The sequence below is a fragment of the Candidatus Nitrospira allomarina genome, from assembly GCF_032050975.1.
GTDB lineage: Bacteria > Nitrospirota > Nitrospiria > Nitrospirales > UBA8639 > Nitrospira_E > Nitrospira_E allomarina.
On the sequence record NZ_CP116967.1, the window covers coordinates 1,325,900 to 1,348,687 of the forward strand.

General features: G+C 51.1%; 18 protein-coding genes. 2 read left to right on the plus strand and 16 right to left on the minus strand.

What is annotated here, in order from left to right; genetic code table 11:
• The first annotated feature begins 293 nt into the window (after positions 1-293).
• Positions 294-1,373: an OmpA family protein gene (locus tag PP769_RS05775; RefSeq protein WP_312645985.1), complete on the plus strand. Its 1,080-nt coding sequence runs from the start codon at positions 294-296 to the stop codon at positions 1,371-1,373.
• Between the two features lie 141 nt (positions 1,374-1,514).
• On the opposite strand, the gene nhaB is transcribed toward PP769_RS05775, so the two are convergent.
• From nhaB to PP769_RS05790, 3 genes are all read right to left on the minus strand, one after another.
• Positions 1,515-3,107, minus strand: a complete 1,593-nt coding sequence (gene nhaB, locus PP769_RS05780) for a sodium/proton antiporter NhaB (RefSeq protein WP_312645986.1) — start codon at positions 3,105-3,107, stop codon at positions 1,515-1,517.
• 197 nt (positions 3,108-3,304) lie between these two features.
• A complete protein-coding gene (locus PP769_RS05785; RefSeq protein WP_312645987.1) occupies positions 3,305-4,996 on the minus strand; it encodes a SulP family inorganic anion transporter in 1,692 nt (563 codons plus the stop codon).
• A gap of 140 nt (positions 4,997-5,136) precedes the next feature.
• The gene (locus PP769_RS05790; RefSeq protein ID WP_312645988.1) at positions 5,137-6,858 is read right to left on the minus strand and encodes a GAF domain-containing protein; all 1,722 of its coding nucleotides are present in this window, start codon (positions 6,856-6,858) and stop codon (positions 5,137-5,139) included.
• Between the two features lie 297 nt (positions 6,859-7,155).
• On the opposite strand from PP769_RS05790, the gene PP769_RS05795 reads away from it, so the two are divergent.
• Complete coding sequence (locus PP769_RS05795) at positions 7,156-7,524, plus strand: hypothetical protein (protein WP_312645989.1); 369 nt, start codon at positions 7,156-7,158, stop codon at positions 7,522-7,524.
• 69 nt (positions 7,525-7,593) lie between these two features.
• On the opposite strand, the gene PP769_RS05800 is transcribed toward PP769_RS05795, so the two are convergent.
• The 13 genes from PP769_RS05800 to PP769_RS05860 all read right to left on the minus strand — a co-directional run bounded on the left by PP769_RS05800 (position 7,594) and on the right by PP769_RS05860 (position 22,726).
• Entirely contained in the window at positions 7,594-8,973 is a 1,380-nt protein-coding gene (locus tag PP769_RS05800; RefSeq protein WP_312645990.1) for a cyclic di-GMP phosphodiesterase, read from the minus strand.
• A 528-nt stretch (positions 8,974-9,501) separates the two neighbouring features.
• The gene (locus tag PP769_RS05805; RefSeq protein ID WP_312645991.1) at positions 9,502-10,605 is read right to left on the minus strand and encodes an HD domain-containing phosphohydrolase; all 1,104 of its coding nucleotides are present in this window, start codon (positions 10,603-10,605) and stop codon (positions 9,502-9,504) included.
• A 348-nt stretch (positions 10,606-10,953) separates the two neighbouring features.
• Positions 10,954-11,196, minus strand: coding sequence for a hypothetical protein (locus PP769_RS05810; RefSeq protein ID WP_312645992.1), 243 nt, complete (start codon positions 11,194-11,196; stop codon positions 10,954-10,956).
• Between the two features lie 180 nt (positions 11,197-11,376).
• Positions 11,377-12,792 carry a tetratricopeptide repeat protein gene (locus tag PP769_RS05815; protein ID WP_312645994.1) on the minus strand — a complete coding sequence of 472 codons (1,416 nt, stop codon included), beginning with the start codon at positions 12,790-12,792 and terminating at the stop codon, positions 11,377-11,379.
• Between the two features lie 23 nt (positions 12,793-12,815).
• Positions 12,816-13,643: an ExeA family protein gene (locus PP769_RS05820; RefSeq protein WP_312645996.1), complete on the minus strand. Its 828-nt coding sequence runs from the start codon at positions 13,641-13,643 to the stop codon at positions 12,816-12,818.
• Entirely contained in the window at positions 13,640-15,250 is a 1,611-nt protein-coding gene (locus PP769_RS05825; protein WP_312645997.1) for a type II secretion system protein GspD, read from the minus strand. The genes PP769_RS05820 and PP769_RS05825 overlap by 4 nt, the downstream gene beginning before the upstream one ends.
• Before the next feature lie 28 nt (positions 15,251-15,278).
• On the minus strand, positions 15,279-15,794 hold the full coding sequence (locus PP769_RS05830) for a hypothetical protein (protein WP_312645998.1): 516 nt from the start codon (positions 15,792-15,794) through the stop codon (positions 15,279-15,281).
• Positions 15,761-16,348, minus strand: a complete 588-nt coding sequence (locus PP769_RS05835) for a hypothetical protein (RefSeq protein WP_312645999.1) — start codon at positions 16,346-16,348, stop codon at positions 15,761-15,763. Before PP769_RS05835 ends, PP769_RS05830 begins: the two co-directional genes overlap by 34 nt.
• Positions 16,345-17,739, minus strand: a complete 1,395-nt coding sequence (locus PP769_RS05840) for a hypothetical protein (RefSeq protein ID WP_312646000.1) — start codon at positions 17,737-17,739, stop codon at positions 16,345-16,347. The genes PP769_RS05835 and PP769_RS05840 overlap by 4 nt, the downstream gene beginning before the upstream one ends.
• 91 nt (positions 17,740-17,830) lie before the next feature.
• Positions 17,831-18,751 (minus strand): type II secretion system protein, encoded by a 921-nt coding sequence (locus PP769_RS05845; RefSeq protein ID WP_312646001.1) that lies wholly within the window; start codon positions 18,749-18,751, stop codon positions 17,831-17,833.
• Between the two features lie 282 nt (positions 18,752-19,033).
• A complete protein-coding gene (locus PP769_RS05850; RefSeq protein ID WP_312646002.1) occupies positions 19,034-19,837 on the minus strand; it encodes a hypothetical protein in 804 nt (267 codons plus the stop codon).
• Positions 19,834-21,045 (minus strand): type II secretion system F family protein, encoded by a 1,212-nt coding sequence (locus PP769_RS05855; RefSeq protein WP_312646003.1) that lies wholly within the window; start codon positions 21,043-21,045, stop codon positions 19,834-19,836. Before PP769_RS05855 ends, PP769_RS05850 begins: the two co-directional genes overlap by 4 nt.
• Positions 21,038-22,726, minus strand: coding sequence for a GspE/PulE family protein (locus tag PP769_RS05860; protein WP_312646004.1), 1,689 nt, complete (start codon positions 22,724-22,726; stop codon positions 21,038-21,040). Before PP769_RS05860 ends, PP769_RS05855 begins: the two co-directional genes overlap by 8 nt.
• Positions 22,727-22,788: the final 62 nt, after the last annotated feature.

Sequence of the window (22,788 nt, forward strand, 5' to 3'; positions counted from 1 at the left end):
GTCGGTGGTGCTCATTGGGAAATATTGACAGGTCATTCTGACCTCTTGGAGCAACTTCCTCCTTGTTTCTGCAGGTTTTCTCAAGTGACCGATCCAGAATGCCGAGAATAATCTTCACTGCTCTCTCTGGTGGCGAATGAACCTTCCGGTCACTCAGGTTGGCCATCGCACCCAGAAGAGTAGATTGAAACCATATAGGCCAAAAGTTACCAACCAGTCTTGAATGCTCAGGTGTCATTAATAGTAGAGAACCTGGGGTGAGGAGAGGCGGGAAACGTGAAGGAGCAGGCACTATGAAACTGTGGAACACTTTACTTGTGGCAGTGGCATGTGCGGTTGTAGTCGGTTGTGTGAGTCAACAATCACATGAACGTGCTCTCCAAGAATTCGAAAAAAGTCAAGAGTCCACGATAGCGGAACTTGAGCGCTTGCAGCAGGCTGTTGAAGAGAAGCAAGCAGAAGTCCTGCAGCTTCAAGAAACTAAGACGGCCCTTGAGCATACCGTTGAAGTGCAAGATCAAATCAAGGAAGAACAATTAGCCGCGGTCCAACAAGAAGTCGAAGCGGTGTATACGCAAATCCGAAAACTCGTAAACTCGGAAGGAGCCGGGTCTTTGACTGATCCTCTTTTTGGAGGAGAACCGGTGGATTTTCATGATTTGGCGGCTGCGCTCACAAAGGTCAGGTCGGGTTTGGACCGGCAAATCAGTCAGATGTCCCACCTTCGTGAACAGAATGGTCAGTTGGAAAAAGAGCTTTCGGCGCTGGAGGCCAGGCTCAAAGAGGTGGAGCGTTTAAAACATGAATTGGAATTGGTCCGAAAAGCTCGGGAGGCTCAGGAAGCGCAATTGGAGAAGGTCAAATATGAAGTACTCACAGTCGGGGAGGAGATTGATCGCATTACCAAGGCCCTTGAGGACAAATTTGGCAACAGTCTGGTGGTGACTCAACACCATGATCGATTGGTCCTGACCATGCTGGGACAAGTCCTGTTTGAATCGGGTGAAGCAGATTTGACCCCTCTGGGTCTCAGGATTATGAAGCAGGTGGGTCAGGTGTTAGCGACCGTGCCAGGGAAAAATATTCAAGTGGAAGGCCACACGGACAATCACCGCATATATGGACAACTACAAAAACAGTACCCCACTAATTGGGAACTTTCAACGGCACGCGCCACGACAGTGTTACGGTATCTGATTGAACAAACCGGAATGGATCCCAAACAATTTTCAGCGACGGGCTATGCCGATATGCGACCGGTGATGACGAATGAGACAGAAGAGGGAAGAGCTCAAAATCGTCGTGTGGAAATTGTCCTCTATCCGGAACGAGTGATTCAGGGCAATGAAACTGTGGCGACACTCGCCCCGTAATAAGAGGCGAGGGCCACAACAAACGATTGGGCTTCAGAAGTGGTTCACCATTTCATTCCTCTCTTGCATCGAGCCATGTGTCAACCTTGATGCAGAGATGCCGTTTCTTTTCCCGATCTTATTATCTGACCTCTTCAATCATTAATGTGCCAGCGGTTCTGTGGGATGGCCCGAGCTATCCAAGCTATGGTGTTGGATGAGTCCGGTCTCGTATAAATATGCTGTCGCCGGATCCAACAAAAAATACACGGAAAACAGGCCGACACTGGCCATGGTCAACGTATAGGGAAGTGCCATCCATACCATTTTCCCATAGGATAAGCGGATAACCGGAGCCAGTGAGGAGGTTAATAAAAATAAAAATGCGGCTTGTCCGTTGGGGGTTGCCACACTGGGGATATTCGTGCCGGTATTTATGGCAACGGCCAAAAGGTCAAATTGGTCCCGGGTAATGGTGCCCGCCTGGAAGGCACGGAGCACTTCCTGAATGTAAACCGTTGCAACAAAGACATTGTCGCTGATAGCCGAAAGAACACCGTTGGCCAGATAAAACATGCCGATTTGATGAGATCCTTGCAAACTTAATCCATACCCGATGATGCCGGAAAACAGATTCTGATCCTGGATGACCGCCACAATGGCGAAAAAGACGACGAGGAGAGCCGTGAAAGGGAGCGCTTCCTTAAACGCTTCTCCAAGCTGATGCTCTTCGATAATCCCGTTAAAGGCGGTAATAAATACGATCACCGTGAGTCCGATAATTCCCACCTCCGCCAGGTGAAAGGCCAAGGCAACAATCAGCCAAATGCCGGCAATCGCTTGAATAATAAGCTTGGCCGTGTCCCCGGAATCCCGTCGTTTCTGTTGTTCAGTTTCGAATTCCACCAAAATGAGGCGAACGGGATCCGGGAGTTGAAAGCCATAATCAAACCATCGTATTTTTTCAACAAACATACAGGTTAACAATCCCGTGGCTAAAACTGGAATTGTCACAGGTGCCATGCGCAAAAAGAACTCCATAAATTCCCAGCCCGCCTTGTCCGCGATCAATAAATTTTGAGGTTCCCCCACGAGAGTACAGACTCCGCCCAAGGCTGTTCCCACCGCTCCATGCATTAATAAATTTCTAAGAAAGCCTCGGAAGCTGTCTAAATTTTCGCGGTGAAGCGAGCCGATTTCCTGATCGCTTGTCGAATCATGAGAGGTTTGAGACGATTTACCAGAGGCCACCCGGTGGTAAATGTTATAAAAACCCAAGGCGACGGCAATGATGACCGCCGTGACCGTCAAGGCATCGAGAAATGCCGAAAGGAAGGCACCCATAATGGAAAACAAGAGTCCCAACAAAATTTTTGAACGGACGCCTAATAAAATTTTCGTAAACAGAAACAAAAGCAAATCTTTCATGAAGTAAATCCCGGCCACCATGAAAATCAATAACAGGATCACCTGAAAATTATTGAGTGCTTCATGATAGACCGTAGCGGGTGTAGTCATTCCCAATAGGACCGCTTCAAGTGCGAGCAAACCACCGGGTTGCAGTGGATAACTTTTGAGAGCCAGGGCCAGCGTAAAAATAAACTCCAGGATGAGGACCCATCCGGTGTAAAACGGTCCAATGCTCATCAACAAGATGGGATTGAGGATTAAAAATCCTAGAATGGTCAGCTTGTACCACGTTGGAGTGTGGTTCAGGAAATTCTGTATGAGCGCTTGAGGGACTGTTGTCTTCATTTCAGTTAGGTAACCTTTCGGACCGGCGGTCCCAGATAGAGTCTGACTGATTAAACCAATACTTTTAGGGTCAATGCACTGATTGGTGACCTTTCTCGCATCCCGGCCTTAAAAGGGGTGGGTGCAGGGCAGAGTTTCTCAGCTACACTATTAATGCTTTTTCAGAAACAGAGAAGGCTACATTATCAAAAACTACCTCATGAAGGTATTGAATGATTAGATTGAATTTCTGTGGGAGGGACATCGTACGGATGGGTGGATCCGCCTATATAAGCAGCGTGGCGTAATGCATCCAACCGAAGAGGGTATCGATGTTCAGGTGGGACCTTATGGAGCACCCCGAGTCCTTTGAGAACTCGAGCGACTCCCGGACGCATACCCACAAAAAAGACATCCTGCTGATGAGTTTTCACCATCGCCACCATGTCTTCGATGGCTAACGCAGCGGTTCCGTCGATGGAAGGTACCGATGTGAGATCGAGAATTACGCTGGAAAAGGTATTGAAACTTTTCACCGATTCTAAGCGACGAACCATGTCTTTAGCTGATCCGAAGCTCATCGGCCCATTTACATGAATCATGATAATGCGCTCGCGGTTTCGGTTCAGGATGCGTTGCTCCTCTTTCGACAGCGGTGTTTCTGTCGAGGCACCCGTGATCACACTGAGGTTTTCAAGTTCCAGATCGGCCATTCGCTTCACGAACATCACGCTGGCCAGTACCACGCCAATGCCAACCGCCGTGATGAGGTCGACCAACACCGTGACCAATAAGACTACGATCATCACCAAAACTTCGGTTCGTGGAGCTTGCGCCATATGTTTCAGAAATCGCCAATCAATAATATCGATTCCGACCTTGATAAGCAGACCGGCGAGAACCGCAAGTGGAATTTTTTCAGCCAGAGGGCCTAAGCCAAGAAGAGTGCCGAGAAGGACGACCGCCATAAACATGCCAGAAAGAGGTGTGCGGCCTCCAGTTCGAATGTTTGCCACGGATCGCATAGTGGCGCCGGCTCCAGGGAGGCCTCCGAAAAACCCCGCAGCCATATTGCCAATGCCCTGGCCGATTAATTCTCGGTTGGAGTCATGTTGGGTCCGTGTCATATTGTCACACACGAGAGAAGTCAGTAGGCTATCAATCGTTCCTAATAATGCCAGGACGAGGGCTTCTTCAACCATTACGACGAGAGCATTGATATGCATGGCCGGCCAAATCGGGGTGGGAAATCCTGTGGGAATGTCTCCGATAACCGGAAGGGTTGGAAAGAACATCTCAGCGACCATCGTTCCAACGATGAGAGCCAACAACACCGGGGGAAGGCGTTTGCCGATAGTGGGGGGAGTGAAATAGACAATGGCCAATGTGAGAGAACCCACCAACATGGCGGGGAGAGAAAACGATTGGAGGTAATCAGGCATGGCCATGAGGTTGGCCACGACTTTGGACTTTGCTTCCAAACCGAGAAAGGGGGCAACCTGAAGAATGAGAATAATTCCTCCGATGCCGCTCATGAATCCTGAAATGACCGGATAGGGGACCAAAGTGATATACCGACCAAATCCCATCAGTCCAAATAAGACTTGGAAGACCCCGCCGAGGATGACAGCGGTAAATGCCAATGCCGGTTCATCGGCAAAGTTCAAGATAATGCCGGCCATCACGACGGTCATCGGACCGGTTGGTCCTGAGGCTTGTGCAGGAGTCCCGCCGAAGAGGGCTGCGAAAAACCCCACAAAAATAGCTCCATACAGACCGGCAATGGCCCCGAGTCCAGATGTCACTCCGAAGGCTAAGGCTAGCGGTAAGGCTACAACCGCCGCCACTAATCCACCATACAGGTCTCCCCGTATGTTATTGAAATGAAGGCCATGAACCCATGAAAGCACTGGAAAAGTAGCAGCCATTTTTTAGGAGGGAGGCGGTAGATTCGGATGATAGGTCACAAATGCTCTTAGGAAATGATAGACCCGGTGCATGTCGTGGTTACCAATCAGTCGGGCCGTAAATTAATTCACGCGACCATCGATTATCCATTGAAACTTTGCTTGGCGGTCCGCTGGATGAATTGGCCAATTTGAAGACCAATGGAGTCAAACATGGCCAGCAGTTCTTCGTCGGGCTTTTGAATATCTCTGTGGAAAAATTCGATGACGCCGACAATTTCGGTCCCCGATTTCATGGGGAAGGCGAATCCGGAATGGAGACCTTCCTGTGCGGCAGCGGCCGCGCGCGGGAAATTCGGGTCGGATACCACATCGGTGATCCATGACGGTTTGCCGCTTTTCCAAACTCGACCGGGTAATCCCACACCCCGTGCAAACGTGATCGCTTGGGAGGCCTGCCGAAAGGCATCCAGGTTTAGGTGAGGGGAATGCCAGACATTGAGGCAACGCAAGGCCTGTTGCGAGGAGTCCAGTGTCCAGATAGCTCCGAGATCCCATCCTAAATTGTCACCAATGGCTTCCAGGATAAGGGAGGCCGCCTGAGTCATTCCAGCTGATTCGGCGAGAACATTGGTTAAACTGTGATGCGTGGCCAGTCGACGTTCCTTATGCTCCCGTTCGATACACTGCCCAATTTGAAAACCGATATTGGAAAGCCGTTGAAGCAGCATATCATCCGCTTCCTCCGGGAATGGGGAGAAAAATTCGAGCACCGCTCTCGTATTCCCAGCTAGGCAAATGGGAATGGCGAATCCGGCGTGAAGTCCCACTTCCAAGGCCACCTGGTTTCTAGGGTCTTTGTGGTAGTCGGCGAGGTCTCTGATCCAGAGAGGGTTTCGAATGTCCCACACCTGTCCAGCCAATCCTACAGGAGGCGTGAGCGACCAACTGGAGTTTGATGATGACATCGCTTGAGCTTGAGGAGAGTCCGGTGGCCAAATGACGGCGGCTCCCAGAGCCTGTCGGTGATAGTCCATTCGCCAGAGGATTCCCACCTTCCAATCCAGTGTGTGACAAATGGCTTTGAGAATTTGGGGATATGTCTCTGAAATGTTAGATGCGGTGGTCAGGATGTCTGCGATGGCATCGTGCAAGGCCAGACGTCGCTCCGCACGCTTACGATCAGTAATATCAATGCCGAACCCAATGAGGTCCGGTTGGTCGCCTTCCAATTTGCACAGGCAATTTAAAAACCACCAGGGCTTACCCTGCAGGATTCCATTGCTTTCGTAAAACACTGAATTGGCAAGAGTTCCTTGCTTGACTTGGTTTTTTATCCGATCAGGTGGCTCCAAGGGAATACGGCCAATGGCGGCCAGTTCCTTTAACCCGAAACGAGCCAGGCCGCGCCCGAAGGAATCATGCATGACCCCTTCCTGATCGATTCGAAATGCCACAGCCGGCATATTCGACAAGATGCCGGTCAGCATGGAACTCTGGTCACGAGTCGCCTCGTCAGACTCTCTCACCTGCATGGCTAACAGGGCGGTCGACCAAATCGCAAATAAGGCAATCGATCGATTCGTCATGCCAATCCATGGTTCGGCTCCCGAAGGCGAAAAATAAAACCCGATGATTGTTAAAAGGGTGCAGAGACCGGCCAGACGCAACGGATCATTTTTATCCGGAGACCGGAGGGCAATCAACACGCCAGCGACATAAGGGACCGCTTCGGCGACTCCCATAGGGAGGAAGAGGTCCACGACAAAAACCACTGTGGCCACAAGCAAGGCTAGACCTAAGACTTGCCCCCGATTTTTTTGAGGGCGTTCAACCGAGTTTTGAAGGGACAGCGGACTTGGCATGGGGTCTTATGGGAATACATGAAAATGAGGAATACGACATAAATATTCCCCCAGCATTCAGTGACAATACTTCGGGAACACGATACGAAAAGCGCGCCAGTGAGTGCAAGGGGAGTTAGCGGAAAATGATGAATTATGCCGGTAGTCGAGAGCGCCGACTTTTGGACGAAGGCATGCTGTGGGCTGAAGAGAATCTGTATGGGTGCGGGCAAAGGCTGTACGTGCCTCCGGGGGCTCGACGGCCTTTTTCCTCTTATGCGAAGATGACAAGCCGAGGTATGATAGGCCCTTACGCGTATGAGTTCTACATCTCCTCACGTCCATATCTATCATGTAGCCGGGTTGGATGACCGTGACCGTGGATTTAATCGGCAAATTCATGTCATTCCCTGTGAAGGAGGATTCCAGGCCAGGCTCCGCTATGAATCGCTTCAGATAAATGTCGATCCCGTTCCTACCGAAGATCAGGTCCTGCACGGTCTCATTCACATGTTGCATGAGAGGGGCTATCGGCAATTACGAACCCAACGCATCTTCATTGGTGAGCAGTATCTAGGAAATCAGGAGCTGTGGGTGGAGTATCCTGATCCCGAGGTTCCTCTTGAAGCGAGGAAAACATGGGTGGCCTGGATCCGTCAGATCGTTGGGCGGTCTTTTCGCTCATAGGTCTCCACGTAGCCCACGACAAAAGATGTGTTCGTGAGGATGGTCTAGCGAGGCGTTCCTGTGCAGGGATTATGTGGATCCGGCCAACGTTCGCAGGCCCCCGACTCCGGATTCTGCGGAAGAGGCAGAGGGAAAGTAGCTGATGATTCGACGAGGGTTGAGGCATTCCCTGATTTTGGCAGAAAGGTCAACGGGTCGAATGGCACTGACAATGGAGAGCGACTCATCCTCTTCGGACAGGTTCAAAATAATGGGTTCATCTGAAGAGGTGTGTTCATCATAGACGAGGATGACCGGCCTGAGCCGGTTCGCGAGATTCACGCTGGTGACGATTCCAATTTTCTGATTACTCAGGTTAACCAGTGAGCCTGGAGGGTAGACACCCAACTGACTGATTAACGAAACGACCACGTCATGCCATAGGGTGGGCCGGCATTTGACGTATAAATAGGATAGGGCCTCTGAGGGAATGAGAGATTTGGCTGGGTCCGGGTGATGGCACAATTCATCGTACTCATCCACTACCATAACAATTTTGGCGAATTTACTGATTTGGTCGTCTTTTTTCCCTGTTGGGAATCCTGATCCGTTGAGGCGTTCATGGTGCTGGCGAATCACGTCAATCGCTTCATAAGGGAAATTAGGCAATTTCTCGGCCAACTCCACGCCGTATTTCGGATGCGTACTCAAAAAATTCTTCCGTTCGGAAGCAGACATCGACCCTTTTCGTAATAATTGCTCTGCCGGAAACTTGAGTTCCCCAATGTCATGGAACAAAGCTCCCAGAGCCAGCTTTTCAGCTTCTTCCCGTGATAATCCTAAATCCTGTCCGACCATGAGAGATAATGAGCAGACATTGAGCGCATGCAGGAAAAATTCCTCATTCGGTTCGTTGGAACCGATGAGGTTTAGCAGTGCTCTCGAGTTGTCCGCGATATCAAGAATCTCATAAAGCTCTCCGACAATTTTCTGGGCCGTCCGGAGTCCTCGGGGTCGACCAGTGATCACGTCCTGCATGACCTGTTTGGCTTCTTGAACCACCTCCTGAAATTGACCACCAACTGCTTGCAAATGTTCCTGGTAGACCTGGAAAGCTTGGTGTTGGGCGACTTTTCGTTGTATTGGATCTTCCGGAGTTGCTCCCTCTTCTATGGAATCGTGTGGGGTGATGGCCTCAGATCCGTTTGAAGGTTCTTGATCCGTTTCTTCAGGGCTTTGAACCCCCTTCCGGTCAAGCGCCTTGGTGTGGTCGGAAGGAGTCCCTTCCGGGTCTGAACGATCTGGATCGAAATACAACTTGACCTTCATGAGTCCACGAAGTGTTTCGAGATCTTTCGCCGATTCGATTTTGAATGAATTGGTTGGGAACGGATGACTGAACCAAGATCCCTCAATCTTGATATACAATCCCAGTCGCAGAGCGGTTGCATGAAGTCGAACGAAGGACATGTTAACTCTCGATTTCAGTCATACGTCCGGATCGGGTTTGTCTGACAATTGAGACCTCTGGTTGTGTGTGGTCATGGGGCAAAGAATATACAAATTATCTGCCCCGTTGCGGGCTGTTTTTCTACAACAATGTTGCTACTGACTTTGTCGGAAGGAAGAAATGTGAAATTAAGGGGAAATCCGGGAAAAAAGTAACAAAGAAATGCGAATGAAGTGCCATGGGCCATGAGGGAAGTTGAAGCATGGCATTTATCCTACGTTATTCCAAGGGGTCATTGCATCCACACACCAATCAGACCCGTGGGAAATTCGCCTGGAGCCAAATGATTCGGGGAATAGGATCACATCCTATTGACCACACAGGTCCATTTGGGGACGCAATGAATGGAACACTCTCTGAGCGTCAAGTGGGGGTGAGAAAATCAAGCATAATAAATATGAAGCATAATAAATATGAGCAAGTGAGTGAATGAGAGAGAGGGAGGGAGGAAACAGGTCTATGGAGCGAAAATGGTGGGAGGGAGTTGCTTAGGCGTGGTAATTGGATTCCATGAGGTCGAATTTGGGAATCTCAATATCCGTGTGGGTTTGCTGGATGTCGGTAATCACAGGCAGGAGTTCGTTAAACAAGTCTACCAGGTGGGGATCGAACTGTTTACCTGACAGGGAGTGCATTTCCTTGAGGGTTTTATCCAGGGGCCAGGCGTCTTTATAGCATCGTTTGGATGAGAGCGCATCAAAGACATCGGCGATGGCACAAATTCGGCCGACTAACGGAATATCCTTTCCGGCCAGGCGATTTGGGTATCCTGAGCCATTCCATTTTTCGTGATGAGTAAGGGCGATCGCCTCTCCCATTTGTAGGACGGGAGAGTGGCTGTTGGAGAGGAGTTGGGCGCCGATAACTGTATGTTGTTTCATGATTTCAAATTCTTCGTGATCTAATTTTCCGGGCTTCAAGAGGATCCGGTCCGGAATCCCCAATTTCCCGACGTCATGCATGGGGGTCGCGTGAAAGAGCACATCGCACTCATCTTCTGTCATGCCGGCTGCGCGGCCTAAGGCCACGGCAAAATGAGCCATTCGGATGATATGTGCCCCCGTTTCATGGTCGCGATGTTCGGCTGCACGGGCAAGGCGGTGGACAATTTCGAGTTGGGTTTCTCTGAGTTCCTGTGTACGGATCCGGACGGTTTCCTCCAGCGAAGCCTTTTGCTGGGACACCGCCTTGTTAAGTAGGCTGGCTTCCAATAAATTTCGGATTCGCATTAACACTTCCACCTTGTCGAATGGTTTATGCAGGAAGTCTTTGGCGCCCGATTCTAATGCGCGGAGGCGGGTCTCACGGTCGTCTTCTGACGTGAGCACCAAAATCGGGAGAAATGCGTGCTTGTGAATAATATTGAGTTGTCCCATCACCTGAAAGCCATTGAGTTTGGGCATGCGGATATCAAGGCAAATCAGATCGGGATTCAGCTCCTTAAACAGTGGCAATACCTGAGTGGGATCTTGAGTTGAATGGACTCGGCTGTACCCGGCGTTTTGTAAAATGCTCTCCAGGAGCATGATATTGGTCATTTGATCATCAACGATCAAAATGCAGGCGTTATGGCATTGCTGTTGGGAAATCATTGAAGTCCGTCTGACATCAAAGGATCAACGTATTCATTGAGCATGAGGTCGGGTGGACGGCTGCCAACCATAAGATTGGGTAGTCGTTGCATCCATTCCTGAGCGATTCTTTCCGCCTGGGGATGGTATTTATCTTTTGTTTATGTCGGTCAAAACGAATGAAACTTGAAGTAACGTGCCTTTTGATTTGGAAAGAAGCCTGGAGCAGGAAGGAATGGTTTGGAAGAGGAGTCTTGCGCTAAAAGTGGTGAAGAGACAAAGGCGAGGATTTTTCTATACCAACGCTTTCCCCCATTTCTGTCTTTTAAAAACATTCTCGAGTTCGGTTCGGGTTTGTTAAAAGGCGTCTTAAAGTTGGGTTTCCCCGTCAGGTGGAACGGGTCCCTCTCCGACCTTGCCGATGATCTCGATTTGTAACCCAATTGGGCCAGTTCGACATTGATGCTGTTTTTGGCTCGGACTATGCCGGCTTCCAAACAAGTAAATCCCGCCTACATCAGCAGGACCAAGGTACAGGTCAGCATCCAGGTCAGCGGTTGAAACGTTGGTGTTAGTGGCATGGGATATTCTCCACACGGGATCCCCAGACACGGAGGCTCTTTACAGGATGGGGCCGAGACGGTTGCGAGGGCATTGTGATGACGGAATGGCCAAATTTCACATGGAATACGTCTGATAACTATTCGAAGCGAGGACACGCGGAGACCCTTGAGGGGATCGGGTCCCGACACTCGCTCACAATGATGAAGACCCTGTCCGGCGCGGTTATTATCATTCTCCCCGAAGGCCTATAGGAGTGTCTATTGTCGAGTCCTGGGCCCTGGTCATGGACGTCAATCGGGCAAACAGTTTTTTTCTGGTAGCAAAGAACTCCGGCTGGCCTTCGGTTAATTGTAAAAATTTACCGAAATATTGATTCGCTAACCGGTTATTTCCCATTCGCTCATAGGCATAGCCCATATTCAAATGGATATGGGGTAAATCCGGTTGCAGTGCCTCCGCTTGCCGAAGTTCATGCACCGCAAGTTGGAAACTCCCTTGTTGCTGGGCCACCAGAGCACGTTGGATCCATAATTGCGGAACTTTGTCGTTACGTGCGAGGCCGCTCAAAAAATACTGATCGGCCTGGTCAAGCTGGCCTGCCCCCAAGTATGCCGTTCCCATCCAAAACCATGGTTCCCAGGTGACGGGGGGATCACGGAAGAGGGGTGAGAGCATGGCCTGTGCCTCTTTGTATTCACCGTTTTGAATAAGTTCTCGGGCCCGATGGAGCCTGTTGGCTGGAGATGGTTGAGGTGGACCTGTGTTGTGACCGTTCATCTGAAATCCCTCGTTTTTCAGATTCAGGGCTGTCGTGTTGAGCGGGACAGGAACCTCGTCATTCTCAGGAGACGTGGCGGTTGTGAGCCCATGCAAAGTGATTTTTTCTTCCTCTAAATCGGTTTCTAAGGGGATGGGTGTGCCTGGTTCATTGACGGATGCGACTGCGACAAGGCCCGAATCAGGTTGTTCTGTTTGGGCAAGGACTGGGTTTGGAGGACTGGTTGCGATTTTCATCGGATCAGTGCTCGGGGGGTTCGGTGCTCGGGCGGCTGTTGTGTGTGGCGTTGAAAGGGATATGCCCACGGTTTTCTGTGGAGTGTTATCGGATGTGAAGGTTATTCCTGGTGTTGCAGGTGGGGGGGAGGATGCGGGAGTTTCTCCCACGGATTTTGCGGGGGGGGCAAGTTCGACCTTCAATGGAGAGGATGTCTCCATTGAAGCTTCCTTTTGGGGTGCGGGCAATTCCTCGTCGGGTTCCTGGGCAGCAGGTACGGGAAGGCTCTCCACTCGGCCAGCAGTTGGTATCTGCGTGGCTTCAAAAGACAGCGAATCAGCAGATGGAGTCTCCGAAAGTGGAGGGGAGTGTAAAAGAGCCACACGCTGTCTGGGTAAGGAAGAGGCTTCCGTTGGCATTCCGAAGTCCAGATGTAAGCCGATCCAGTAGGCACCCATCCCTAGACTGCTCAATCCGATTGCCATGCCGATCCCGATCAACCAAAACTTTAATGGAGAGGGCCGGCGGTGCCAACCCGGTTCTCTTCTCACTCTAGCCGGAAGAACAAGAGGTGCGTGCTGGGGCGTGTCAGTCCCTTCATTTTTTGTCTGGGTCTGAAGTCGCTGGAGGGTGTCTGCGATGATACTCATGGTTTGTTGGATTTCCGTAATTGCTACGGGAGAAATTCCCTGGTTGCGCGCCAGATCATCATGGGAGTCACCGTATGTCGGCCTTGGGCATAAGCGGCTAACAGGGCCCGGTCGCACAGTTGATTGATGCGGCGTGGGACTCCACGGCTCCAAGCATAAATGAGCCAGAGAACTCCTACACCAAGGTGAAATCGGTGTCTGGCATCGGCAATATGCAATCGATGTCGAATGTACGCACGAGTCTCCTGCCAGGTAAATGACTCCAGCCGATAGCGAACACTTATGCGCTGCCGCAATGGTCGAAAGGCCCGAGTCGCCAACTTTTGTTCCAACTCCGGTTGTCCAACCAGCAGGAGGCACATCAATTTATCCTTTTCGGTATCCAGATTGGAGAGAAGTCGAAGTCCTTCCAGAACTTTTCCACTGAGCCGGTGCGCTTCGTCCACCAACACGACGACCCGTTCTCCTTCCACGGCCAGACGGAGCAACAGCTTAGGCAGTTCCCGTTGTAACGCCCCAAGGGACTGATCCTCAGGCAGTGTCCCGGTCAAATCTTCATAAATGGATACAAGTAAATCAGAATAGGACTGATCCGGATTCATGAGATAAGCGAACCGGACGCCGGTCGGCGGATGGCGAAGCAGGTGCCGGCACAACAGGGTTTTGCCGAGACCCACTTCTCCAGTCAGCATGGTGAGTCCACCACTGGCAATGCCAAATCTGAGATGGTTCAGCGCTTCCAGATGGTGGCTGCCGGGGAAAAAGAAATCGGTGTCCGGTGTCAGGCGAAATGGGGGTTCCGAAAACCCCAATTCCTGATAGCACATGCTGAGATCTAACGTCGTCATCATGAGGCTCGTATAATCTTAGGAGAGAGAAAGATGACCAGTTCACTTTTCTTTTTAGCTGTGTAGGTTCCCTTAAATAAGCGACCAAGATAGGGAATGTCCCCTAAAAGCGGAACCTTGCGCTCGGTTTCTGAGCTTTCTTCTTGGATAAGCCCACCGATAATGACCATTTCTCCATCTTTCAACCTGACCAATCCGGATGATTGCTTGACATCTAAAACCGGAGCAGTGGCTCCGCCCTCCCCCCTTTTAGCACCTGGCGATTCTCTAATTTCACGGAGTCGGGAAAGAATAGGAGTTACATCCAGCATAATCCATCCATCTTCGGAGATTTGGGGCGTAACGGAAAGGACCAAGCCGACCGTCACGGATCGCACCTGCTCAGTGACAATATTGCCACTCCCCGCTGTTCCTTGAGCAACGGTTGAGGAAAAAAAGGGTTCATCGGTGGCGACTTTAATTAAGGCCGGTTGGTTATTCATGGTGACCACGCGAGGTTGAGAGATCACACGAATGTCGCCCTGTTCTTCCAGGGCTGTAAGCACTCCATCAAAACTCCCATCCTCGAAGGAAATAGTGGTCGTGGCAGCTTTCGCCATGAAACCTCCGAAGGGTGCGGTAATTATGTTTGCGAGGGCAATGGCGCCATTTGTGCCATCAAAATTAATCCTACTCCAATCAATGCCCAAACTGTACTGATCATCCAGGGCGACTTCATAAATCCGCACCTCGATCTCTACCTGTCGGTATAGGGCCTCGTGAACGCTTTTAAGGAAATCGTCAATTTCATCGACCCGTTTGTACCGATCGGATATCTGAATCGTTCCTGAGAGACGATTGACCACGAGTCGTCCCTCTTCGGACATCAGAGTCTTAATTTGCATTTCCAATTCTTCCCAGAATTTTATTTCGTCTTCCTGGTTCACCGTGATTTGTCCGGTGTCCTGTGATGCGCCGCCTCCGCTCCCCCCGCTGGAACCGGAGCTGAGCTGCGCGCGGTTTTGTCCTGTCCCACTCCGAACGAGACGGATGTAATCAACGTTCAATGTTTTCGTTTTGAATTGCCTGACCTGGATCAGGTTCTGGTGGTGTTCCCAGTAAAAGCCATGGGCTTCCAAAATGGCTGACATCGCCTGTTCCAGAGGCAGATGATGAAAGTCCACGGTAATGGTGCCGGTGATTTCTGGCCCGGCCACAATATTTAAATGATTGCTTCGAGCAAACAACGCCAACGCGTCGATGACAGGCAGATCTTGTGCGCGAAAGGAATACAAGGGCCCCAAAGAAGGGGAAGGTGGCGGTGTCGGAGGCTTGGGGAGATCGCTGGTGAGCAACATGCGATCCTCAAGGGAAAATGTCCCCCGAGGGTTGCTCACGGATGATGCCGCCAAATCTGAGCTCAGGGAAAGTCTCTGTGAAGTCTGTGTGGTGTCGGCATCTGAGATTGACCGATCTGCATCTGGATTGGCGATGGTGCATCCCCACAGGCTGAACATGCCCAAAAGAGCCAAAATTTTAATAACTCGTCCCCCCCATGTGATGGATGCTCCGTAGAACGGTCGATTGGAAATAATGGACGTCTGAAGAATCACTATGGTGTTGTGTGGCATGTCGTCTTTCATAGGGTAATGAGTAAAGTTATGACGTGGCTTTTTTGGAAAATGTTAACCATTGGTTTTTGCCCTGATGCTTGAGCCACACACCTTTGGGCTGAATGGACAGGACCTGATACCCGTTAATCATTTCTCCTTCATACACCACGGTCCGGTTGATCACGGCACTCCGTTGTTCACCTTCGAGGGCAATGGCTTTAAGGGTAAACGTATTCGTCACCTGCTTCTCCTCTGTTTGGTCCGCTCCCATCGAAGCTGGGTCCTGTTGAACCTGAGAGGCCGCCACGATAGGAGCAAAAGGATCACGACTGGCGTATTCGATCCATTGACCAGCCTCATCGTCATGGGGTCGCCCCGTAGGGGAAAGAGAAGGGAGAGTCGGAGCCGAAAGCAGTCGATTCAATCCCACGGAGATGATTCCCGGTGCATCGGATGCCGTGTCCACGATATTGGTATAGACCGCGAATCCTGCGAGAAGGCACAGACCAACCGCGACAAACGGATTTTTTAAAGCTCGACGGAATCGTTGATTTTCATCCATACCGACAATCCAATGGTTAAATGAGTGGCTTGTTGACCATCCCCCATGACCGTCACATTCTGAATGTCGACTCTTGGTCCGGACCGGGTCAGGGCTTTGAGAAACTGAAGATAGGAACGATATGCATTGGGGGTTCCCTGCGAGTTGACTTGAATTTCCAATGGAACCAATGTCACTCCCTGGATTGGAGAGGTGGTGCGTTCTGTGCTCAGAATCCGATACTGGATGAGGAGATTCCACTGTTTCCCGTCGATTTGAAGCGTTTGCGCCCATTGCGCCAAATGGGTGAAGCTGTGGAGTAAGCGTTGCTCAGCCAGTTGGAGGTGAGTGTCAAGCGCATCCGGACGAGCCTGAAGGTATTGAGAGCGAAGTTCCGACACCTGTTGTTCCAAGCCGATCGCATCTTGAGTCAACGATTGGCGCTTCTGAATGGTGAAAAGTTTATCCAGACTCACCCAGCCCACAATGGATAACGTGCCAATCAGTAGCACCACGAGTGTCGTGCTTTTGAGTTGTTGGGGATTGGGCCACTCAAAACGGGGAAGCCACTTCATGACATGGTTCCCTTCAAGGTGAACCGATAGAGTGAGCGTTCATTGCTTGAGGTGGCAGTTTGGGTCAAGAGTTGATCTCGCCAATCCTCATGCAGGGACACATGATATGGTCCATCCGCCAGCTGTTGCACGAATTGATCCACCACAAGCAATGTGGCGGCAAGATTGGTAGAAGTGCTGCCGTCCAGCTCCACGTTCCATCCGTCCTGGGTTCGCTCCACAAAGGCTTTGCGCAAGATGACCTGGCTGGGGATAATGGTTCCCAAATAACTGAGAAACGGGCCTTCTAATTCCGGCGCGGTGGTTTCGTTGACGGAATGAGCCCATTGTCGTTTCGTGTCTAATGACATGAGGCGACTTTCCCATTGCGCGTAATCCTGCTGGAGGGCGCTGACCTGGTCGGTCATGGTCCGCATCGCTGTGCGATGTCTGGCTAAATAACCTTCGATGACGCTGGTTGTTGCGACTCCGAAAAGAATAAAAACCGCAAGGATGGCGACAAAAGCCTTGGTAAGGGTCTTCCGTAGCGGGGCTTGGAGAACCTGCGTGGGTGTGAAGTTGCTATGCAGATTGACCGGAAGCATCGCACCGACCCACAGCCAGTAATTCCAGTCCGGCTTGATGGGGTATGGTATGAGGGGAGTGTTGACGTGTGGCTGTATTTCACCCGCCGTTAATCGTTCTTCATCGTCCCAAAACCAGATGCAGGGAAACTTTAAATTGGTTTGTTGGGTGATAAACATTATCGTTCGATTGGCCTCGGTTCCGACCCGCTCTCCAAGTGGAACCCAGTCTTGAGCGGGGAACAGATGTCGAGTCCAAATGGGGGTTCCCTCATCATTTCCTGCGACAATCATGATTTTGCTTTCGAGCATGGTTATCAGGATCGAACCTTTTCCCGGTTCGACGGGCAACGTGCTGAGTTGACTCTCAGCCAGAGTAGAAAGAGGAGCCAACTGGCGAAGAGATAAGCCCAACTCTTGGCAGATGTGCACGATCTTATCGATATAGTCTTGGGGCCATATATCAAGGTGAATATTTAATTTTCCTCTCGCTTCCAGGCCAATCCGATATCGCCAAGCTGCTGGTCCCTCCCACGGTTTTTCCTGTTGGACCTTTCGTTCAAGAAAGGGAAGGAGGTCAGTGAGGAGCATCGGAGGGATTTGAATGGTTCGCGAGGCAAGCCGTGGATGGTCAACGAGCATTGCGAGGTGCGTGCCGGGAAATTGGGTGTGGTGAATTGCTTCTTCCAATGCTTCGCGAAGCGTGTCGAGGGACACGTGCCGGCCTGGACGTTCCCAACTCCGTCCAATAGTATTTTTCACAATTGATAAGGCTTTCAATCGACCATTTGAAAGGCTGACGCTTAAAATCGTCTGTTTTTTCTTCACCAGGGTCTTCTGGAGGTTCAGGGGGATCTCCAGCATAGGTGTCTGGGCGTCGGCAAATGATGGGGGTGATTGCGGGGTGTCGATCATAGTATCAGGGGCTATAGCAACCGCTACTGTTGATTCGCCATTTGGATCCTGCCGCGCAGTCGGGGTCAAATTGAAATCCGGCTTCGGTGGTCAGGGTGAATTGTGTTTCTGGAACACTAAATGTATTCGCTTCGTCCAAACTAACCGTGGTTCCCGAGAAGTGATAGCGACTATGCGGCACAAGCGTGCCGCCACCGGAATCAGTCGGGCTCCCATCGACTGCGTAACTGCCTCCGGCTCCATTGGCAGAAAGGCTGAGGAGAAGAAATAAATGGCCAACGTGCCTGCGATGAATTTTCAGATCCGGTATTCCAGTTTCATCGGTGCTCCACCAGGTTTCAAAGTCGGCATCCGTGGTAATGGAGGGATTCACATTTTGGGACAGATGGGTAATGACCATAAATCGTGCATCCGCCAAGGCTGTCGTGGAGAGACCTGTGGAGTTGGTGAATCCACTGATGTTGGGTTGTACGAAGTAATAGCGGAGAAATCCATTAGGGTTCGTGGTGAGTTGTCCTAGAGCGGCCGCGACATAATCCGGACTCAACGCGGTGAGTGTTGCCGGAAATGAACGGGTCTGCCGAATGTAGAGTTCAATACCTCGGGCAATTGTTGCTAATTGTTCATCCTCCGCATCCCGCTTCACGGCGGCCAGTTGATTGATCACGTTTGGCGCAATAAGGCTGGCGAGAATGGCGATGATTGCCAGGACGCCAATCATTTCCACAAGCGTAAATCCATTTGTAGAAAGACAGCGTGAGGCCTCAAATAATCTGAAAAAATTCCGGCCTATTCTTTGATCGGTGTTCCGGTTTCCGCACCGGTTGAACTGGAGGCCGGTGCCGGGACGCCAGCCTGTCTCGAATGCGATCGAGGCCGTCTGGAGCCCTATGGCTTGAGTGGGAAAGTCGTTGCGTCTTGTCATGAGTCCGATCCCGACTTGCTATTTCTCAGCGAGGTAGTTGTCTCGGGGGTGAGTGTACGTACTCTTCTCTCCATCGGGCCTATCCCGCCTGGTAGTCCACCAACCTTTCTTTCGGTGTTTAAAAAGCCAATCTTAATTTTCTTAAACTTTTCAAATGCACAGGGCGGGTTTGCGAAGACCACAAGGGGGCGGAACGATCAGCCGGAGGTCAGGTTATGGGGGTGGAAAAGCAGGCATTTTTTGCCGGGTCAGAGAGCGAGAAAGTCTCGAGAATGTTTTCGCCTAACAGGGTGGAGACAGAGGGTTCCATCGTTTGGTGGGGACACACAAGGGATCGAACCAATAACCGGTATTGGTGGTAAGAGAGAACTCAAAATCAGGGATGTTGTAGCTATTGTCCTCGTCCAAACCGATTTCGGTGCCTAGAAGGTGAAGGCGGCTATGTGTTGGAAGAAGCGCGCCGTTGGAATGAGTTGGTTGGTGGTCAATGGAAAAACTTCCGCCATTTCCGTTGGGGATAAGGTCTACCATATAAAAAAGATGGCTGACCGTTCCACGATGAATAATGAGCGGAGGGGTCGTGCTGTCATTCATGTTCCACCAGGTTTCAAAGGAGGCGGGTGTGGTGATGGCCGGGGCCGCATCTTGTGCGAGATGGGATATGAGAAGAAACCGGGCATTGATGAGTTCACCGCCAGTCAGTCCGGTCGAGTTTTGAAATCCGGTTATGGAGGGATGCACCGCATAATAGCGGGGGAACCCTCGTGCGTTTCGCGTCATTTGGGCTTGAGGCAATGGCGCAAAGTCAGGAGAAAGGATGAGTAGCGAAGGGGGGAACGCGTGGTTCTGTCGAAGATACGAGATGATTCCGTTGGCGATGAGTTGAAGATCACGAGTTTCACGGTCTTCACTCATTGGATCCCAGACTCTGACCATGGAGGGCGACACAACAGCGAGCCCGATAGATAGAATCGCCAACAGGCCGATAAAAACAATGAGGGTCATTCCGGCTTCCGGGTCAGAGACATTCGGTTGGCGGGACGGGGAAGGTAAGGCGACGCCAAGCTGGCCCAGGTAGCTTGTCAATGGATTCCACCCATTAAACTCATCATGGGCATAAAGAGAGATAGCGCGACGATTCCCACGATCGCGATTAATCCCAGAGTAATCAGAGGCTCGAGAATGCCAAAAACTTTTTTGATTTTACGGGGAATTTCCCGATTATAATAATTCGCCACATTCATGAGTGTGTGGGGTAATGTCCCGGTGGCTTCCCCGACCGAGATCATTTGAATCACCATTGGCGGAAAGACCGGATGACGGCTTAATGATTCATTGATGGTGGAACCCTCGGACACGGCGCGCTGTGTGTCCTGAAGCGCCCGTTCCATCACAGAATTGCCCACCAGTCCCTGGCACAGTTGCAGGCATTGCAGAACAGGGATGCCGGCTCGATACAAGACGGCAAAATTTTGAACAAATTTGGATATCGTGAGCATCCGGATGAGTTCCCCCAGAACGGGGAGTTGTAAGACCATGCGGTCCCGCCAGTGAGCGAATCCCGGCAGGTATTTTCGCCCCAGGGTCCACACCATTGGGCCGAGCAGGAGGAACGAACTCCAGAGCCACCAGCTCCCGACGAAAAGTTCACTGAGGGTGATAATGAGAATGGTGATAGTCGGGAGAGGCACATGCAGGCCTTCCAGGATAGGGACAAATCGGGGAATGACGAACGTAAAGAGCAAGACCAGTAATCCGATCACCGCTACCATGACAATGCTCGGATAAATGGTGGCCTGACGGACATCTCCACGGATCTGATCGAGCCAATCCAGATATCGTTCTAATTCTTTGAAGGTCTCGGTCAAGGTGCCGCTGTCTTCTCCGGCATGCACCAGATTGGTGATTTGAGGAGGAAAAATCCTGGGATGTTGCTTCATGGCATCATGCAAGGTGTTTCCGGCCTCGACTTGTTGAAAGATTGCCTGCAAGGTCGTACGCAAATGAAGGTTGGGTGTCTCGATCGACAAACTTTTTAAAGCCTGGGTAAGGGGAATGCCGGCCTCGAGGAGGGTAAACATGTGTGTGGAGAATTCCATCAGATCGCGGGGTTTGACTCTCCCTCTTTTTTGAGTAGTTCGCGCGAGTGACTTCGGTTTGGATTCCAACGTGCGCACGAGCCAGAGTCCCATGTCCTGGAGCTGGCGTTCCAGGTGGGAAAGATCCGGCGCCGCCATTTCTCCCTCAATCGGCTTCCCATGGGCGTCGATGGCGCGGTACTGAAAATTAGCCACCGGTCACCCTCAACACTTCTTCGAGAGTGGTGATTCCCTGGAGGGCTTTCATGAGTCCGTCATCAAACATCGTTGGCATTCGATCCCGCCGGATAATTGCCCGAATACCTGCCATATCCGGGCCGTGCACGATAGGCCCATGTAGTTCCTCTGAAATCTGGATTATTTCGTAAATACCTGCCCGGCCTTTATAGCCTGTCTGGCCGCATGCGTGGCATCCTTTTCCTATCCAGAGAGTCGGGGGAATGTTGTCCGGCAATTCCATTCGAAGATCCGCAAGGACAGTGGCGGCATCCGTTCGTTCAACCTTGCATTCGGGACAAATACACCGAACAAGTCGTTGTCCGATAATGGCGGTCAGAGCGGAGGCGAGGAGGAAGGCTTCCACACCCATGTCGATTAAACGTGGAATGGCTCCTAACGCATCGTTGGTGTGAAGTGTGGAAAAAACCAAATGTCCGGTTAAAGCCGCGCGCATGGCCAGATCGGCCGTTTCCTGGTCACGGATTTCACCAACAAGAATGACGTCAGGATCCTGCCGAAGTAGGGCACGAAGTCCGGCAGCAAAGGTCATGCCGATGTCTGGATTGACTTGCGTTTGGCGAATGAGAGGCATTTGATATTCGATCGGGTCTTCCAGTGTAAACACACTTTTTTCTTTGGCATCGACATGACGGAGGGCCGTATATAACGTCGTGGTCTTTCCACTCCCTGTGGGACCTGTCACGAGGATAATGCCATGGGGACGGTGGATCAGGGATTGAATGCGCGATTGGTCGTTGGGTGTAAACCCCAACGCCAGGAATTCTAATTTCAATGCCCCTTTATCCAGAATTCGTAGGACAATGCTTTCTCCGAAATTCGTTGGAAGGGTCGACACACGAAGATCAATTCGGCGAGTGCCTAATGTAAAGGGAATCCGGCCGTCCTGGGGAGTTCGTTTTTCTGTGAGATCAAGATTGGCCATGAGTTTAAACCGGGCGGTAATGGGCGCCTGAAGGGGTTTTGGAATGAGAATTTCTTGCGTGAGGATGCCGTCAATGCGCATTCGGACCCGTAAATAGTACTCATCCGGCTCGACATGGATATCTGTTACCCGTGATTGAATGGCAGCGGTAATGAGTTGATTGCACAAGCGGATCATCGGCGCTACCCGGCTCCCGTCTTCCCCGAGATCGGAGATCCCTTTGACCATTAATTCATCAAGCAGTTGCTTAATGGATTCCCGGTGCGCATAGTGTCGCTCGATCGCTTCAATTAACTCTTGGGCAGGGGCCGTGTGGGTGTGGACGTTGAGCCCGATGCGACTTTCAATGGTATCCACCGCGACAATATTCAACGGATCTGCCATGGCCAGGTTTAACACATTCCCCTGTTTGCTAAGAGGGAGGACTTGAAACTGGGTAGCGATGTCGTAGGGAATGAGATTGACAATGTCCGGTGGGATGAAGATCGTGGAGAGGTCGACTAAGCCGGTTTGGGTGCCCTCGGCCAAGTAATGGGCCAGGACTTTTTCGGTAATGAATCCCAGACCAATGAGGGTTTGGCCGAGCATCACACCTTTTCTCTTCGTCTCCCGGACCGCCAAGTCCAATTGTTCTTGAGTGATCCAGCCGTCCTGGAGGAGAGACGTTCCGAGGAGAGGCCGTGCGGCTGTTGGAGGTGTGGGTGTGGTTGGCATGGGCCGGACTGCTAGGAGAAGATTTTAGGCGACAGCAAATGGGTGCTCGCTTGTGAGGAACG

Bases quoted from the DNA above. Each gene is read 5' to 3' on its own strand.
- PP769_RS05775 (WP_312645985.1), top strand. From the start codon at position 294: ATGAAACTGTGGAACACTTTACTTGTGGCAGTGGCATGTGCGGTTGTA.
- nhaB (WP_312645986.1), bottom strand. From the start codon at position 3,107: ATGAAGACAACAGTCCCTCAAGCGCTCATACAGAATTTCCTGAACCAC.
- PP769_RS05790 (WP_312645988.1), bottom strand. From the start codon at position 6,858: ATGCCAAGTCCGCTGTCCCTTCAAAACTCGGTTGAACGCCCTCAAAAA.
- PP769_RS05795 (WP_312645989.1), top strand. From the start codon at position 7,156: ATGAGTTCTACATCTCCTCACGTCCATATCTATCATGTAGCCGGGTTG.
- PP769_RS05800 (WP_312645990.1), bottom strand. From the start codon at position 8,973: ATGTCCTTCGTTCGACTTCATGCAACCGCTCTGCGACTGGGATTGTAT.
- PP769_RS05805 (WP_312645991.1), bottom strand. From the start codon at position 10,605: ATGATTTCCCAACAGCAATGCCATAACGCCTGCATTTTGATCGTTGAT.
- PP769_RS05815 (WP_312645994.1), bottom strand. From the start codon at position 12,792: ATGAGTATCATCGCAGACACCCTCCAGCGACTTCAGACCCAGACAAAA.
- PP769_RS05820 (WP_312645996.1), bottom strand. From the start codon at position 13,643: ATGATGACGACGTTAGATCTCAGCATGTGCTATCAGGAATTGGGGTTT.
- PP769_RS05825 (WP_312645997.1), bottom strand. From the start codon at position 15,250: ATGCCACACAACACCATAGTGATTCTTCAGACGTCCATTATTTCCAAT.
- PP769_RS05830 (WP_312645998.1), bottom strand. From the start codon at position 15,794: ATGGATGAAAATCAACGATTCCGTCGAGCTTTAAAAAATCCGTTTGTC.
- PP769_RS05835 (WP_312645999.1), bottom strand. From the start codon at position 16,348: ATGAAGTGGCTTCCCCGTTTTGAGTGGCCCAATCCCCAACAACTCAAA.
- PP769_RS05845 (WP_312646001.1), bottom strand. From the start codon at position 18,751: ATGACAAGACGCAACGACTTTCCCACTCAAGCCATAGGGCTCCAGACG.
- PP769_RS05860 (WP_312646004.1), bottom strand. From the start codon at position 22,726: ATGCCAACCACACCCACACCTCCAACAGCCGCACGGCCTCTCCTCGGA.